Origin of the sequence: Nonomuraea sp. NPDC049684 (assembly GCF_044465345.1) — a bacterium.
Classification (GTDB): domain Bacteria; phylum Actinomycetota; class Actinomycetes; order Streptosporangiales; family Streptosporangiaceae; genus Nonomuraea.
Genome location: NZ_JBITLO010000017.1, coordinates 85,317 through 100,071, shown reverse-complemented (window position 1 = coordinate 100,071; position 14,755 = coordinate 85,317). Strand labels below are relative to the sequence as shown.

The 14,755-nt window shown below is 71.3% G+C and carries 16 protein-coding genes; 10 read left to right on the top strand and 6 right to left on the bottom strand.

Annotation, left to right across the window (positions count from 1 at the left end):
• Positions 1-77 precede the first annotated feature (77 nt).
• The gene (locus ACIBST_RS39845; RefSeq protein WP_352318411.1) at positions 78-1,352 is read left to right on the top strand and encodes an aspartate kinase; all 1,275 of its coding nucleotides are present in this window, start codon (positions 78-80) and stop codon (positions 1,350-1,352) included.
• The gene (locus ACIBST_RS39840) at positions 1,349-2,407 is read left to right on the top strand and encodes an aspartate-semialdehyde dehydrogenase (protein WP_397178726.1); all 1,059 of its coding nucleotides are present in this window, start codon (positions 1,349-1,351) and stop codon (positions 2,405-2,407) included. The genes ACIBST_RS39845 and ACIBST_RS39840 overlap by 4 nt, the downstream gene beginning before the upstream one ends.
• A gap of 145 nt (positions 2,408-2,552) precedes the next feature.
• On the opposite strand, the gene ACIBST_RS39835 is transcribed toward ACIBST_RS39840, so the two are convergent.
• Positions 2,553-3,302 (bottom strand): hypothetical protein, encoded by a 750-nt coding sequence (locus ACIBST_RS39835; protein WP_397178725.1) that lies wholly within the window; start codon positions 3,300-3,302, stop codon positions 2,553-2,555.
• Between the two features lie 319 nt (positions 3,303-3,621).
• On the opposite strand from ACIBST_RS39835, the gene ACIBST_RS39830 reads away from it, so the two are divergent.
• The 4 genes from ACIBST_RS39830 (at position 3,622) to ACIBST_RS39815 (ending at position 7,155) form a co-directional block, all read left to right on the top strand.
• A complete protein-coding gene (locus ACIBST_RS39830) occupies positions 3,622-4,290 on the top strand; it encodes a TetR family transcriptional regulator (protein WP_352318405.1) in 669 nt (222 codons plus the stop codon).
• Between the two features lie 66 nt (positions 4,291-4,356).
• Positions 4,357-5,322 (top strand): LLM class F420-dependent oxidoreductase, encoded by a 966-nt coding sequence (locus ACIBST_RS39825; protein ID WP_397178724.1) that lies wholly within the window; start codon positions 4,357-4,359, stop codon positions 5,320-5,322.
• Complete coding sequence (locus tag ACIBST_RS39820; RefSeq protein WP_397178723.1) at positions 5,322-6,740, top strand: amidase; 1,419 nt, start codon at positions 5,322-5,324, stop codon at positions 6,738-6,740. The genes ACIBST_RS39825 and ACIBST_RS39820 overlap by 1 nt, the downstream gene beginning before the upstream one ends.
• A gap of 64 nt (positions 6,741-6,804) precedes the next feature.
• A complete protein-coding gene (locus ACIBST_RS39815; protein ID WP_397178722.1) occupies positions 6,805-7,155 on the top strand; it encodes a YkvA family protein in 351 nt (116 codons plus the stop codon).
• Here ACIBST_RS39815 and ACIBST_RS39810 read toward each other — a convergent pair.
• The 4 genes from ACIBST_RS39810 to ACIBST_RS39795 form a co-directional block, all read right to left on the bottom strand.
• On the bottom strand, positions 7,152-8,348 hold the full coding sequence (locus ACIBST_RS39810) for an amidohydrolase family protein (RefSeq protein ID WP_352362172.1): 1,197 nt from the start codon (positions 8,346-8,348) through the stop codon (positions 7,152-7,154). The two genes, ACIBST_RS39815 and ACIBST_RS39810, sit on opposite strands and share 4 nt — an antisense overlap.
• A gap of 158 nt (positions 8,349-8,506) precedes the next feature.
• Positions 8,507-9,250: a tyrosine-protein phosphatase gene (locus ACIBST_RS39805; protein WP_352318395.1), complete on the bottom strand. Its 744-nt coding sequence runs from the start codon at positions 9,248-9,250 to the stop codon at positions 8,507-8,509.
• Between the two features lie 10 nt (positions 9,251-9,260).
• Entirely contained in the window at positions 9,261-10,082 is an 822-nt protein-coding gene (locus ACIBST_RS39800; RefSeq protein ID WP_397178721.1) for an SURF1 family protein, read from the bottom strand.
• 32 nt (positions 10,083-10,114) lie between these two features.
• Positions 10,115-10,594, bottom strand: a complete 480-nt coding sequence (locus ACIBST_RS39795) for a winged helix-turn-helix transcriptional regulator (RefSeq protein ID WP_397178720.1) — start codon at positions 10,592-10,594, stop codon at positions 10,115-10,117.
• Positions 10,595-10,652: 58 nt separating this feature from the next.
• Here ACIBST_RS39795 and ACIBST_RS39790 point away from each other — a divergent pair, with 58 nt between their 5' ends.
• Genes ACIBST_RS39790 through ACIBST_RS39780 form a run of 3 tightly spaced genes read left to right on the top strand, consistent with a single transcriptional unit; the run spans position 10,653 to position 12,772 of the window.
• Complete coding sequence (locus ACIBST_RS39790) at positions 10,653-11,165, top strand: GNAT family N-acetyltransferase (RefSeq protein ID WP_397178719.1); 513 nt, start codon at positions 10,653-10,655, stop codon at positions 11,163-11,165.
• Positions 11,162-11,761: a TetR/AcrR family transcriptional regulator gene (locus ACIBST_RS39785; RefSeq protein WP_397178718.1), complete on the top strand. Its 600-nt coding sequence runs from the start codon at positions 11,162-11,164 to the stop codon at positions 11,759-11,761. The genes ACIBST_RS39790 and ACIBST_RS39785 overlap by 4 nt, the downstream gene beginning before the upstream one ends.
• A 33-nt stretch (positions 11,762-11,794) precedes the next feature.
• The gene (locus ACIBST_RS39780; protein ID WP_397178717.1) at positions 11,795-12,772 is read left to right on the top strand and encodes an NAD(P)-dependent oxidoreductase; all 978 of its coding nucleotides are present in this window, start codon (positions 11,795-11,797) and stop codon (positions 12,770-12,772) included.
• Here the strand turns inward: ACIBST_RS39780 and ACIBST_RS39775 are convergent.
• Positions 12,744-13,046: a hypothetical protein gene (locus ACIBST_RS39775; protein ID WP_352318383.1), complete on the bottom strand. Its 303-nt coding sequence runs from the start codon at positions 13,044-13,046 to the stop codon at positions 12,744-12,746. The two genes, ACIBST_RS39780 and ACIBST_RS39775, sit on opposite strands and share 29 nt — an antisense overlap.
• A 124-nt stretch (positions 13,047-13,170) precedes the next feature.
• On the opposite strand from ACIBST_RS39775, the gene ACIBST_RS39770 reads away from it, so the two are divergent.
• Positions 13,171-14,583 carry a methyltransferase gene (locus ACIBST_RS39770; protein ID WP_397178716.1) on the top strand — a complete coding sequence of 471 codons (1,413 nt, stop codon included), beginning with the start codon at positions 13,171-13,173 and terminating at the stop codon, positions 14,581-14,583.
• Positions 14,584-14,755: the final 172 nt, after the last annotated feature.

The window sequence follows — 14,755 nt, the reverse complement described above, 5'->3', positions numbered from 1 at the left end:
CATAGTGGTATGAGCCATCAGGCCCATGAGAGGCCCCCAGTAGACTGGCAGTTCACAGTCCAGACCGGGAGACTCTCGTGGCGCTCGTTGTGCAAAAGTACGGTGGTTCGTCCGTCGCCGACGCGTCCTGCATCAAGCGGGTCGCGCAGCGGATCGTCGCGACGAAAAAAACCGGCAACGACGTGGTCGTGATCGTCTCCGCGATGGGCGACACGACGGATGAGCTGCTCGACCTGGCCGAGCAGGTGTCGCCGCTGCCTCCGGGCCGCGAGCTCGACATGTTGCTGACCTCCGGAGAGCGCATCTCGATGGCCCTGCTGGCCATGGCGATCGCCAACCTCGGCCACGAGGCGCGCTCGTTCACCGGCTCGCAGGCCGGCGTGATCACCGACTCCACCCACGGCAAGGCGCGCATCATCGACGTGACGCCGGGCCGCATCCGTGAGGCGCTCGACCAGGGTCACATCGCGATCGTGGCCGGTTTCCAGGGCGTCTCGCAGGACACCAAGGACATCACCACGCTGGGCCGCGGCGGCTCCGACACCACCGCGGTCGCGCTGGCGGCGGCCCTGGAGGCCGACGTCTGCGAGATCTACACCGACGTCGACGGCATCTTCACGGCCGACCCCCGCATCGTGCCCGTCGCCCGCAAGATCCCCAAGATCTCGTACGACGAGATGATGGAGATGGCGGCCTGCGGCGCGAAGATCCTGCATCTGCGCTGCGTCGAGTACGCTCGGCGGTTCGACCTGCCGATCCACGTACGCAGCTCGTTCAGCACCACGGAAGGCACGTGGGTCGTCTCCGACCCTTACACCGAAGGAACCGAGATGGAGCAGCCGATCATCTCCGGCGTCGCGCACGACCGGAGCGAGGCCAAGATCACTGTTGTCGGGGTCCCCGACAAGGTCGGCGAGGCTGCCTCGATCTTCAAAACGCTGGCCGACGCCGAGATCAACATTGACATGATCGTCCAGAACGTGTCGGCCGCGGCCACGGGCCGCACGGACATCTCCTTCACGCTGCCCACGGCCGACAGCCAGGTGGCGCTGACCGCGCTGAAGAAGATCCAGGGCCGCATCGGCTACGAGTCGCTGCTCTTCGACGACCAGATCGGGAAGGTGTCGCTGATCGGCGCGGGCATGCGCTCGCACCCCGGCGTCACGGCGACGTTCTTCGCGGCCCTCGCCGACGCGGGGGTCAACATCGAGATGATCTCCACCTCGGAGATCCGCATCTCGGTGATCGTCGAGCAGGACGGTGTCGACGCGGCCGTGGCGGCCGCCCACCGTGCCTTCGATCTCGACGCCGACCAGGTCGAAGCAGTGGTGTACGGAGGTAGCGGACGATGAGCAGGCCCAATCTCGCCCTGATCGGCGCCACCGGCGCCGTGGGCACCGTCATGCGGGACATCGTGTCCACCCGGGAGGACATCTGGGGCGAGATCCGCCTCGTGGCCTCCCCGCGCTCGGCGGGCAAGGTGCTGAGCGTGCGCGGCGAGGACGTCGTGGTCCAGGCGCTCGCGCCCGAGGTCTTCGACGGCATCGACATCGCCATCTTCGACGTGCCCGACGAGGTGTCGGCCGTGTGGGTGCCGATCGCGGCCGAGCGCGGCGCGATCGCGATCGACAAGTCCGGCACCTTCCGCATGGAGCCCGACGTGCCGCTGGTGGTGCCCGAGGTCAACCCGCTCGACGCGCGCGAGCGGCCCAGGAACATCATCTCGACCCCCAACTGCACCACGCTGTCGATGATGGCGGCCATGGGCGCGCTGCACGCCGAGTACGTGCTCAAGGAGCTCGTCGTCGCCTCCTACCAGGCGGTGTCGGGCGCGGGCGTGGCCGGCTCGGCCCGGCTCTACGACGAGGTCGAGGCCCTGGCCGGCGACCGTTCGATCGGCCAGACGGCCGGCGACGTGCGCAACGTCCTGGCCGACAAGCTGGCCGGGGAGTCGCCGTTCCCGGCGCCGATCGCGTTCAACGTGGTGCCGTGGGCGGGCTCGTACAAGGACGGCGGCTGGGCGTCCGAGGAGCTCAAGCTGCGCAACGAGTCGCGCAAGATCCTCGGCATCCCCGACCTGAAGGTCTCGGCGACCTGCGTCCGCGTGCCGGTGATCACCACCCACTCGCTGGCCGTGCACGCCCGCTTCGAGCGTGAGATCACGGTCGAGGACGCCCACCGCGTGCTCTCGGCGGCGCCGACGGTGGTGCTGATGGACGACCCGGCCAACGGCGTCTTCCCGACGCCGCTCGACGTGGTCGGCAACGACCCGACCTACGTGGGCCGCGTCCGCCAGGCGATCGACTTCCCGAACACGCTCGACCTGTTCGTCTGCGGCGACAACCTGCGCAAGGGCGCCGCGCTCAACGCGGCTGAGATCGCCGAGCTGGTGGCCTCCGAGCTGTAGCCCGGCCGACTCCGTGGGGACGCCGTGCCAGTGTGCGGCGTCCTTCGCGTTTTCCTGGCGAGATCTGTCGCCTTCTCCGAAGAGTCGCGTTTCCCGGCGGTTCGTGGTTGCCCGGCGAGTCACGTTCTCGCGCGGGCGGGGCCTGTCACCGGAAGAGGATGTCCCAGTGGCTGCTCTCGTTGGCGAAGACGGTTCCGGTGGCGGAGCGGTAGAGCGCGGCGCCGTCGCCGCGGACGCCCGTCTTGCGGTGGTGCTTGGTGATGTAGCGGTCGATGCACGCGTTGTGCGTGATGTCGAGCTTGTAGCCGTTTCCGTGGCTGTACTGGCCGGGCGCGTGGCCCGCCTCGGTGCCGCCGGTCACCATGACCGGGCAGCCGCTGTCATGCTTGAGGTCGATGATCCGGGCGATCGTGCCGGCCCTGACGGAGTCGAGCGAGGTGCAGTGGTGCATGTGGCGGCTCGTACAGTGGCCCGACGACTTCGTGCGCAGGCCCGAGCTCTTGAGCCAGCGGGCGGCCAGCGCGTGGGTCATGTGCATGGCGGCCTGCCTGGGCAGCACCCGCGCCAGATCAAGCTGAGATCGCTGCTGCGACCTCTGCGGCCGGCTCCGGGGCGTCATCGCCTCCTCGACGCTCGCGGGCCTCGTGACGGCTTCTGAGCGCTCGGCGCGATCCTGCGCGTCCGGCTGCGCGACGAACGCGTCCTCGGCCTCGGCCCAGGCGTCCTCCGTCTCCTCGGAGTCCTCCTTCGACAGCTGGGACTTGGCGGCCGCGGGGTCCGCCTGGTGCTGCTCGACCTGGTATGTCTCCGCCAGGGCCGCCTCTAGGGCGGCCTGCCGGATGTTCGTCCACGGCCCGTCGATCCCCTCCGGGAACCACAGGGACAGGTCGAGCATCCCCCCGGTCTCGTCAGGACGGTTGAACGGTGTTGGCGCCTGAACCCGCTCTCCACCTGATGGGTGGGAGGCGGCGGAAGCGGCCGACGCCAGCGCGATTATGGTGATCTGAATGCCGAGGAGCGCCACCGCGAAGGTGCGCGCTGTTCCACGTATCCACATGTCGATGCCTTTTCGCGGAAAAGAGCCCTTCCGCCTGAAACGACAATCCCACCATTCCCAGGAGATAACTCATGTCTCATAGTCATCTTTGCCCTGTGGCGGCGATCACCGTGCCACTCCATGACCCACCGCGCTTTCAAGACGTAAAGTGACGAACGTGTCCGAAGCCCGAAACAGAGGATCGGAGAGCACCCGAGAGGTCATCGTCGAGACGGCCTTGCGACTGTTCCGTGAGCGTGGCTTCGACGCGACGACCATGCGCGCCATCGCCGCCGAGGCAGGGGTGTCAGTGGGCAACGCCTACTACTACTTCGAGAGCAAGGAGGCGCTGATCCAGGCCTACTACGACCGTGCGCAGGCCGAGCACGAGCAGGCCTGCCGGGAGTTCCTGGCCACGGAGAGGTCGTTCGCCGCGCGGCTGAGCGGGGTGCTGCGCGAGTGGGTGCGCGTGTCGGAGCCGTACCACGAGTTCGCGGTGAAGTTCTTCAAGCACGCGGCCGAGCCGACGAACCCGCTGAGCCCGTTCAGCGCGCAGTCGTCGCCGGCGCGGGAGGCGTCCATCGGGATCTACCGCGAGGTGGTCGAGGGGTCGAAGGACCGGATGAACGCCGAGCTGCGGGCCGAGCTGCCCGAGCTGCTGTGGCTGCTGTCGATGGGCATGGTGCTGTTCTGGGTGCACGACACCTCGCCGGGGTGCGTGCGGACGTACCGGCTGATCGAGGTCACGGTGCCGCTGGTGGACCGGCTGGTCGGGTTGTCGCATCTGCCCGGATTGCAGGGGATAACGAAGGACTTCATCGCCGCGGTGCACGAATTGCGGGCCTAGGGGGCTCCTTCTGGCGACATACCGCTTGGTATGGTCGGCTCACCGTCGCCGAACCGGAGGCCATGAATGACGCCGAACTGGGGCATGACCATCCCCTTCTACGACCGTTCCCTGGCCAGGTCGCAGGAGCTGATCGCGGAGCTGCCGGGCCTCGGCTACACCGACGCCTGGTCGGCCGAGGTCAACGGGAACGACGGGTTCGTCCCGCTGGCGATGGCCACCCAGTGGGCTCCGGATCTGCGGCTCGGGAGCGCGATCGTCCCGGTCTCCACGCGGGGGCCGGGGCTGCTGGCCATGTCCGCGGCCACCCTGGCCGACCTGGCCCCCGGCCGGTTCGTGCTCGGCATCGGCTCCTCCTCGCCGGCGATCGTCGAGCGGTGGAACGCCGTGGAGTTCGCCAAGCCGTACGCCCGTACCCGCGACACGCTGCGCTTCCTGCGGAGGGCGCTGGCGGGGGAGAAGGTCTCCGAGCGGTACGAGACGTTCGAGATCAAGGGCTTCAAGCTGGAACGGGCGCCGAAGACCGCACCCAAGATCGTGCTGGCCGCCCTGCGGCCCCGGATGCTGCGCCTGGCCGCCGAGGAGGCCGACGGCGCGATCACCAACTGGCTCGCCCCCGAGGACGTGCCCAAGGTGCGCGCCGAGATCGGCCCGGACACCGAGCTGATCGCCCGCCTGTTCGTCTGCGTGAGCGAGGACGCCGGCAAGGTGCGCGAGATGGCCAGGTGGATGCTGGCGAGCTACCTGACCGTGCCCGCCTACGCCGCCTTCCACGACTGGCTCGGCCGGGGCGAGGTGCTGCGTCCCATGCACGAGGCGTGGGCCGCGGGCGACCGCCAGGCCGCGCTCAAGGCCATCCCCGACGAGGTGGTCGACGCCCTCGTCGTGCACGGCGACGCCGCCACCTGCCGGGCCAGGATCCGCCAGTACGTCGACAACGGGCTCGACACGCCGGTGCTCGCCCCCATCCCCGGCGGCGAGGTGCCGATCGAGCAGGCCGTGCGCGACCTGGCCCCGGTCCAGGAGGGCTGATGGACGACGTGCTGCGGCTCGACGCCGTCGGCCAGGCCCAGGCGGTCAGGGACGGGCAGGTGTCGGCCCGCGAGCTGGCCGAGGCCGCCATCGCCGCCGTCGAGGCCCACGACGGCGAGCTCAACGCCGTCGTCCACCGGCGGTTCGAGCGGGCGCTGGCCGAGATCGACGGCCTCCCGGCGGACGCGCCCTTCCGCGGCGTGCCGATCCTGCTGAAGGACCTGGGCTGGCGGCAGGCCGGCGAGCCGTACGCCGCGGGCTCGCGGGTGCTCGACGACCAGGACGCCGCCCAGGACGGCCACGGCGTGGTCCGCCTGCGCCGGGCCGGTTTCGTGCTGCTGGGCCGGACGAACACCCCCGAGTTCGGCAGCACGGTCACGACCGAGCCGCTGGCGTACGGCCCCACCCGCAACCCCTACGACCCGGCGTACTCGGCGGGCGGGTCGAGCGGCGGCTCGGCGGCGGCGGTGGCCGCGGGCATGGTCGCGCTGGCCACGGCGAGCGACGGCGGCGGCTCGATCCGCGTCCCGGCCTCGCTGTGCGGCCTGGTGGGGCTCAAGCCGACGCGCGGCCGGCTGAGCATGGGCCCGTCCGCGGGCGAGGGCTGGAGCGGCTTCTCCTGCCCCGGCTTCGTGAGCAGGACCGTACGCGACACGGCCGCCGCGCTCGACGCGGTCTCCGGCTACGAGCCGGGCGACCCCTACGACGCCCCCGCGCTGCCCGGCCCCCTGACCGCCGAGCTGCACGCCGACCCGGGACGGCTGCGCATCGGCTTCCTGACCGCCCACCCGAGGCCGGGCGTGCCCGCCGATCCCGACCTGGCCGAGGCCGTCACCCGGGCGGCGGCGCTGCTGGAGAGCCTCGGTCACGACGTGACGCCCGGCGGCCCGCCGGCGCTCGCCGAGCCGGAGTTCGCCCGGCACTTCGCCGCGATCGTCGCCGACAACCTCGCCGCGCACGTCGTGAGCCTGGGCGCGGCCCGCGGCAGGCCGGTGGAGCTGCACGAGCTCGAACCACGCAACGCGGCCATGGTCACCGCCGCCCGCGCCAACAGCGCGGCCGACCACATCCTGGCCACCCAGTGGGTGGACGGCTTCCGCCGCCGCATGGCCTCCTGGTGGGCCGAGGGCAACGACCTGCTGCTGATGCCGTCGTCAGGGGCGGCGCCGTTCCGGCTCGGCTGGATCCCGCCCACCGACCTCAGCACCGCGTTCGGCAGGACCGCGCAGGTGGTGGCCTACACCTCGCCGATCAACGCGACCGGACAGCCCGCCGTCTCGCTGCCGCTGCACAGGGACGCGGCGGGCATGCCGGTCGGCGTGCAGCTCGTCGCGGCGGCCGGACGGGAGGATCTGCTGATCCGGGTGGCCGCGCAGATCGAGCAGGTCAGGCCGTTCGAGCACGCCGCCATGCGGTGACGTCAGGAACCCCTCACCCGGCTGACGCGTTATGTCGTGAGAAGCCGGGGGTAGGAGGATCCTCATGATGGCGAAGGCAGCACGGGCAGCGGCGGCGTGGCGGACGTACCGCGAGGTGACCAAGCCTGGCACGCCGGGGATGTTGACCAGGGTGCGGGCGATCCCGCGCATGATCGGCGCGGTCACCCGCGGCCGCTACGACGGCATGGGCAAGGGCAAACTCGCCCTGATGGCGCTCGGCGTGGTCTACATCCTGTCGCCGGTCGACGTGATCCCCGACTTCCTGGTGCTCATCGGGGTGGCCGACGACTTCGGCGTGTTCCTGTGGCTGATCGCCTCGCTGCTCGGCGAGAGCGGTCGCTACGTCGAGCACGAGCGCAGGATCATCCAGGGCAGGCTGGCGGAGGAGGGTTAGATCTCCTCCATCCGCAGCCAGGCACGCGAGGGCAGCGGGTGCCCGAACAGGCGGGCGGCGTTGCCGTAGGCGACCCTGGCGATGTCGGCGGGCGGCAGCGCGCCGAGGTTGGCGGCCACGGCCTTCTGGGTGTCGGGCCAGGTCGAGTCGGAGTGCGGGTAACCGCTCTCCTGGAGCACATGGTCGAGGCCGACCGCCAGCCGCACGCCGGACAGCGCGTGGTCGTCGAGCGTGCCGAAGAAGAAGTTGCGGCGCAGCACCTCGCTGGGCTTGAGGCCGCCGTCCCAGGCGGCCTCGCCCGCGACCGGGTGGTCGAGCGCGTAGTCGGCGCGCTCGGCCAGCATCGGCAGCCAGCCGACCCCGCCCTCGACGATGAGGATGCGCAGCCCGGGGAAGCGCAGCGGCAGGCCCGACCAGAGCCAGTCGGCGCAGGCGAACATGGCGCTGGTGGGCATCAGCGTGGTGATCGCCTCGATGGGCGTGTCGGGCGAGGGCACGGGCGACCAGGAGGAGTCGCCGGTGTGCAGGGCCACGACCGTGCCGGTCTCCTCGCAGGCGGCGAAGAACGGATCCCAGTGGCCGGTGTGGATCGACGGCAGCCTGAGCCTGGTCGGGAACTCGGGGAAGACCACGGCCTTGAAGCCGCGGGCGGCGTTGGCCCTGATCTCCTTGGCGGCGATGTCGGGATCGGGCAGCCACGGCAGTTGCAGGCCGATGATCCGCTCGGGGTAGGTGCCCGCCCAGACGTCGATGTGCCAGTCGTTCCACGCCTTGACCAGGGCGAGGCCGAGCTCCTGGTCGCGGGTGCGGGCGAACGGCATGCCCGCCTGGCCGGCCAGCATGCCGGGGAAGCACAGCGCGGCCCAGATGCCGGCGACGTCCATGTCCTGGACGCGGGCCTCGATGTCGTGGCAGCCGGGACGCATCTGCTCGAACCTGACCGGATCCAGGGTCCACTGCTCGCGCGGCAGCCCGGCGCCCACGTCGATGCCCGCGCACGGGTACGTGGCCCCGCCGTAGCGCCAGACCTGGTGGCCGGCGTCCGTCTCCACGACCTTGGGCGCGACGTCGGCGTATTTCTCCGGGAGCCTGTCCTCGAAGAGGTCAGGAGGCTCGATCAGGTGATCGTCGGCAGAGATGATCACATAGTCGCGCCGCCGGGGGTCAGGGTCGGGGAGCAGCGGCGTAGTCACGCAGGTAACCGTACGACGGCGGCATAACGTCGAACAAGCTGCGACGTATCCGTTGGGTATCCATGCATTCGAACCCGGGACCGCCTGGAGGGGGATGGGGGCGATCCCGGGCTTGTGGGGTCCTTGAGGATGCTGCCCCTTGCGGACCCCGGCGGCTTCTACCCGCGGGAGATCGAATCAGTCAGGAGATTTTCGCGAAGTTCGGCGATGGTGGCCCGGTCGACCTGGAGCACGCCGGTGACGTAGCCCTCGACGGAGCCGTGCCGGTCGATCAGGTCGTCCAGGAACAGGCGCATGGCCCGGGCGGGGGCGCGGCCGAACCCCGGCCACAGCGGGGTGTCCGGGTGCCTCGTGCGCTGGTCGGCGATGAAGCGCTCGGTCGCCAGGCCGGTCAGGGCGTAGTCGGCGACGATGTCGTCCTCGGCGACGCCGACGAGCGAGAGGATCAGCGCGGTGAGCAGGCCGGTGCGGTCCTTGCCCACCGCGCAGTGGATGACGACCGGCGCGTTTTCCGCGACGGCGACCGTCTCCACGGCGGCGCGCAGGTTCTCCACGCCGTCCTCGGTCACCTCCAGGTACCGGTCGGCGAGGTAGCGCTCGACGCCGATCTCCTCGGTGAACCGGGCGATGTCCCAGGGGCGGCCCTCGATCGGCAGGTTGCGGTAGCGCAGCCCCTCGGTCTCCGGCACCCGGCCGGCCCGCTCGACCTCGGCGGGATGCCGCAGGTCGATCACGGTGCGCACGCGCAGCGCGTGGAAGGCCCGCAGGTCGTCGCCGGCCAGCCAGCCCAGGGAGTCGGCCCGGTAGAGCCGCTGCCACCGGACGGTGCGCCCGTCCTCGGTGGCATATCCACCTACGTCACGAAAATTGCGGAGATTGGCGAACTCAATGTGGCGGATCACCCTTCACACCTTAATTGGCGGCGGTTTCCGCCTCCTGGGCCGCCACGGACTCACCGGCGGGCTTCCCCGACTTCCGCTCGGCCACCTCGCGCCGGATCAGCAGGATCCAGCCGCCGATCGCGATGCCGATGAACAGCCACCACTGGACCCCGTAGGCCAGGTTGAGGCCGCCGCCGGAGCCGACGTCGGGGGCGGGCACCAGAGCGGGCGCGGCGGCGGCCTGCGGCTGCTGCCCGGTGAGCTCGACATAGCCGCCCACCAGCCGGTACGGCATCCGCTGCCCGATCTTGGCCGCGTCGATCAGCAGCACCTGGCCGTCCGGCAGCCCGGACCGCTCGCGGATGCCGGTGGAGTCTTCGGTCTCGCTCTGACGTAGCCGCCCGGTGACAGTTACCTGTCCGGTGGGCGGGGCGGGGACCTGGGGAGCCGCGTCGGCGCTGGCCGCGGCCGGGATCCAGCCACGGTTGACGATCACGGCGGCGCCCTGGCCGGTGACGAGCGGGGTCAGGACGTAGAAGCCGTTGCGGCCCTCCTGCGGACGGCGGCGTACGAGCAGGCCGTGGGCGGCGTCGTACGTGCCGGACGCGACGACCGTGCGGTAACGGTCGCCCTCGCCGACCTGCCGGCCGGGAGCCGCGAGCCGGTCGAGCGGGACGGCGGCGGCCTCGATGTTGGCCGTCACCCTGTCCTTGTTGTCGGACCGCTCCTCGAAACGCCCGAACTGCCACCTGCCCAGGAACACGAAGGCGGGGATGACCAGCAGCACCACGACGTGGAGCGCCAGCCACCGGGGCGTCAGCAGGAACCGGTACACGCCTTCAAGGTTAGGCACCGGGGCGGGTGCTCCCTCACGCGGCTCGCCCGCTAGACGTCGCGCGCCCCCGGGCCCGGGCCGGGCACCGGCGTGACCTCGCGCGGCCCGGCCACCTCGTGGCCCTCGGCGCAGCGGAAGCGCAGCTCGATGGGGGCGCCGCAGTCGCGGTGGGTGAGCAGCACCGGCGGGCCCTCCTCGTCGGCCAGGTATTTGTCACCCCAATGCATGAGCGCGACGAGCAGCGGATAGAGGTCGCGGCCCTTGTCGGTCAGCCGGTATTCGTCGCGCTGGCGCTGGCCGGGCTCGCGGTAGGGCTCCTTGCGCAGCAGGCCCTCGTCGACCAGCCGGGCCAGGCGCGCGCTGAGCACCTGGCGGGGGGCGCCGGTGACCGCCTGCATGTCGGCGAACCTGCGCACGCCGCTGAACGCCTCGCGCAGCACCAGGAAGGTCCACTTCTCCCCGACGATGTCCAGGGTGCGCTCGATCGAGCAGTTGTCCACCCGGAAGCCCAATCGGAACGGCACGTTCATCTCGGCATTATATCTGAGTTCGATTGACAGACTCAGCTCTGCGGGGCAGGCTGGGTCTATGCACGGAACCCAGATCCGCCCGGTCCGCCCGGACGACGAGGACCGGATCCGACGCTTCCTGGCGGGGTTGTCGCTGCACACCCAGACCCTGCGGTTCTTCACCGGCGTGACCGTCCCGGCCGCCCACCTCGTACGCACCCTGCTGACCCTGGACGAGCGCCGCGACGCGCTCGTCGTCACCGCCGGGGACGAGATCGTCGGGCACGCCATGAGCTACCGGGGCGGCTGCGCCGACGTCGAGGTGGCCGTCGTCGTGGCCGACCGCTGGCAGGGGAACGGGCTCGGCCCGCGGCTCGTCGACACCCTGCTGCTCAGGGCCGCCGTGCGGGGGGCGCGCACGGTCGGGATGGACGTGCTGGGCGAGAACCGGCGGGTGCTCAGGCTCGTCCGCAGGCTGTGGCCGGACGCCCGGATGAAGGTCGCGTCGGGGACGGTCGAAGTGACCGCTATGATCGATCTGGCCGGAGTATTTGCGGAACAAGGTTCTGGTAGCACACCATTGACAGTGTGAAGAGTGTCAAGAACGGACGCGACGGCCGCACCCGCATCATCGAGGGCGCCCTCCGCCGCTTCAGCCAGGACGGTGTCTCGGCCACCACGCTGGCCAGTCTGCGCGAGGAGAGCGGTGTAAGCGTCGGCAGCTTCTACCACCACTTCGCCAGCAAAGAGCACGTCTACGGCGTCCTGTACGCCGAGATCCTCGACGCCTACCAGCAGGAGTTCCTCGCCGAGCTGGTCCGGCACGACGACGCCCGCGCCGGCATCGAGGCCGTGGTCGCCTTCCACATGCGCTGGGCCGGCGAACACCCCGAGCGGGCCAGGATCCTGGTCAGCGAGCGACCGCCGCGCAAGAACGAGCCGGGCGGCGCCGAGGTGGCCGAGGCCAGGCGCGCGTTCTTCCGCCAGGTCTCCGACTGGTGGAAGCCGCACATGAAGAACGGGCAGCTCCAGCCCGTCCACGCCACCATGTGCTACGTCCTGTGGCTCGGGCCGGCGCAGGAGATGTGCCGCCTGTGGTTCGCCGGGGCGCACACCCCGACCGAGGAAGAGATCAAGGGCCTGGGCGAGGCGGCCTGGCAGAGTCTCCGCCAGCGCGGGGAGCAATGATCTGAGTACCGTCTGTGGTGTTATTGTCCAAATGTGAGAAGACCTCGGGCGCTCGTGCTGCCCGACCTGCCGGAGAGCGCGCTCGCCCGCTTGGGCGAGGTCGCCGACGTGGCCGAGGCTCCTCCCCGGCCGAGCGTCGGCTTCACCGACGAGCAGCTCGCCGACCTGGTCATCGAGACCGGCGCGAACGTGCTCATCACCGACGGCGACCAGGTTCGCACCTCGGTGCTCGGACTCCACATCGACATCGTGGCCAGCCTGGGCGCCCCCACGGGGGTCGACCTGCGCCTGGCCGCCGAGCGCGGGGTCACCGTCCTGCACGCCCCGGACCGCGACCCCGAGGCGGTCGCCGAGCTGACGCTCGCGCTGCTGTTCGCGGTCAGCAGGAACATCGTCACCGCCGACCGCGAGGTGCGCAGAGGCCGCGCCCACCGCGGCAGGGTGCCCCCCGCCCAGCGCCACCGCGGCAGGCGGCTCACCGGACGCACGTTCGGCATCGTCGGCCTGGGCCGGGTGGGCCGGGCCATGCGCTGGCGCTGCCAGGGGCTGGGCATGCGGGTGGTCACCTGCGACCCGTTCGTCCCCGAGGCCACGCACAGCCTGCCCGCGCTGCTGGCCGAGGCCGACGTGGTGTCGCTGCACGTGCCGCTGACCCCGGACACGAGGGGCCTGTTCGGCTACAGCGAGTTCGGCGCGATGCGCCAGGGCGCGATCTACCTCAACACCTCGCGCGGCGCCCTGCACGACCTGACCGCCCTGGTGGACGCGCTGCGCCAGGGCCGGGTGGGCGGCGCCGGGCTCGACCACTTCGAGGGCGAATGGCTCGATCCGGCCCACCCGCTGACCAGGCTGCCGAACGTGGTGCTCACGCCCAGGCTCGGCGAGGCCACCGGGGAGAGCCTGGAGGAGCTGGCGGAGGCGCTGGTGGAGGACATCGCGCGGCTGCTGCGGGGCGAGCCGCCCGCGTACGCGTGCGCGCCGGTCAGGCCGGTTGCCGGATCCGCGTCCTGACCTGCCAGCGGGAGCGGTCGAGGGAGATGTCCAGCCGCAGGTCGCCGCGCTGCCTGCGCAGGCCGGGCACGCGCAGCCGGTCGTGCACGTCGAACCTGCCGCGCGAGGGGTAGCCGAACCCCAGCTCGCCGGGCAGCACGCGCAGGTCGTCGCGGTTGCCGCAGCGCGGGCAGGTCCACGAGACCAGGTCCAGGCCCCGGTTGTAGTCGGAGCAGGCGTTGAAGTACTCGTCGGGCCCGAATCGCGACTCGCAGGCCAAGCAGGGGATCAGCATGGGGGCGCGCTCCTCGGTACGGCGTCTTGCACCCCTAGAGATACCGCCACCCACTTGTCCATGGCTTGCAGAACGCTTGGGTGTGTAAGTAACAGTATGAGCACTGTCGGTGGCTGGTGAAAGGATGGTGTCCGTGGAACGACTGCGCCATCACCTCCTCGAAACCGGCTACACGATCGACGGCGTCCGCGACCGGCTCGGCGCCATGGCGGCCTCGGCCCTGGCGCGGGAGGAGCTCGTACCGGCCCTGCGGGCGACCGCCGACGGCGACCCGCTGGGCACCCTGATCAGGCTCTGGTGGCTCGGCGTGCCGGTGCCGGCCAGGTCCGTGCCGGCCGCCGTCCTGGAGTCGGGGCTGGTGTCGGCCGACGGCGACCTGATCAGGGCGACCGTGCACCTCCAGCCGTGGGAGACCGGCGGCTACGTGGTCTCCGACCGCAAGGTCCGGCCCGGCGACCCGGCGCTGCGGGCCGACCACGTCGTGGGGGCCGGGGGCGCCTCGGCCAACCTGGCCCAGCTCGCCAGCCGCCGGCCCGTCACGCGCGCGCTCGACCTCGGCACGGGCTGCGGCGTCCAGGTGCTCCACCTCGACGGGCGGGCCGAGCAGGTGGTGGCCACCGACCTTAACCCGCGCGCCGTGGAGCTGGCCCGGCTGAGCTGGGAGCTGTCCGGCGTGACGGGGGTCGACGCGCGGGTGGGGTCGATGTTCGAGCCGGTCGAGGGCGAGCTGTTCGACCTGGTCGTCAGCAACCCGCCGTTCGTCATCGCCCCCGGGGCCGAGCGCACGCTGACCTACCGCGAGTCCGGCGGCGAGGCCGACGACTTCTGCCGCGACCTGGTCCGGCGCACCCCGCGCCACCTCGCGCCCGGCGGCCAGGCCCACTTCCTGGCCAACTGGCTGCACGTCGAGGGCGAGGACTGGCACGACCGGGTCGGCGGCTGGCTGCGCGAGACCGGCTGCGACGCCTGGGTCGTCCAGCGTGACGTGCAGGACCCGGCCGAATACGTCGAGCTGTGGCTCAAGGACGCGGCCGAGCAGGGCACCAAGGGCTACACCGACCACTACGACCGGTGGCTGGCCTGGTTCGACGAGCGCAAGGTCGAGGGCATCGGCTTCGGCTGGATCACCATGCGCAACTCGGGCACGCTCGACCCGGTCGTGCGCGTGGAGCACCTGCCCCACCAGGTGGCCCTGCCGGTCGGCGACTACATCGACGACGTGCTCGACTCCATCGCCGCCGCCCACCGCGCCGCCGACCTCGACGCGGCGCTGCTGCGCACGGCAGAAGGGGTGCTGGACGAACGCGTCGGCCTGCCCGGCGCCGAGGACCCGATCCGCATCGTGCTGCGCCAGACGCAGGGGCTGCGGCGCAGCAGGGAGGTCGGCACCGTCGAGGCCGCCCTGGCCGGCGTGTGCGACGGCGAGCTGGCGCTCGGGCCGCTGCTCAACGTGATCGCCGAGCTGGTCGGCGACGGCGAGATCCCCAACGCCGACGCGGTCCGGCCGCTCATCGCCGAGGGTTATTTCCTGCTTTGATTCACCGTTGATCCGACGTTGACCGCGCCGGTGGAGGCTTCTGACCGAGACGCGGGCCTGGGGGGTTCGAAGGCCCGCGTCGAGTCCGGCCGGTCGTCTGTGTGAGGCGGCTAGCCGTCACGCGAAGCATCCGGATGACCGGGCCCCCTGGCGACGCGTGGCGGTCAGGATG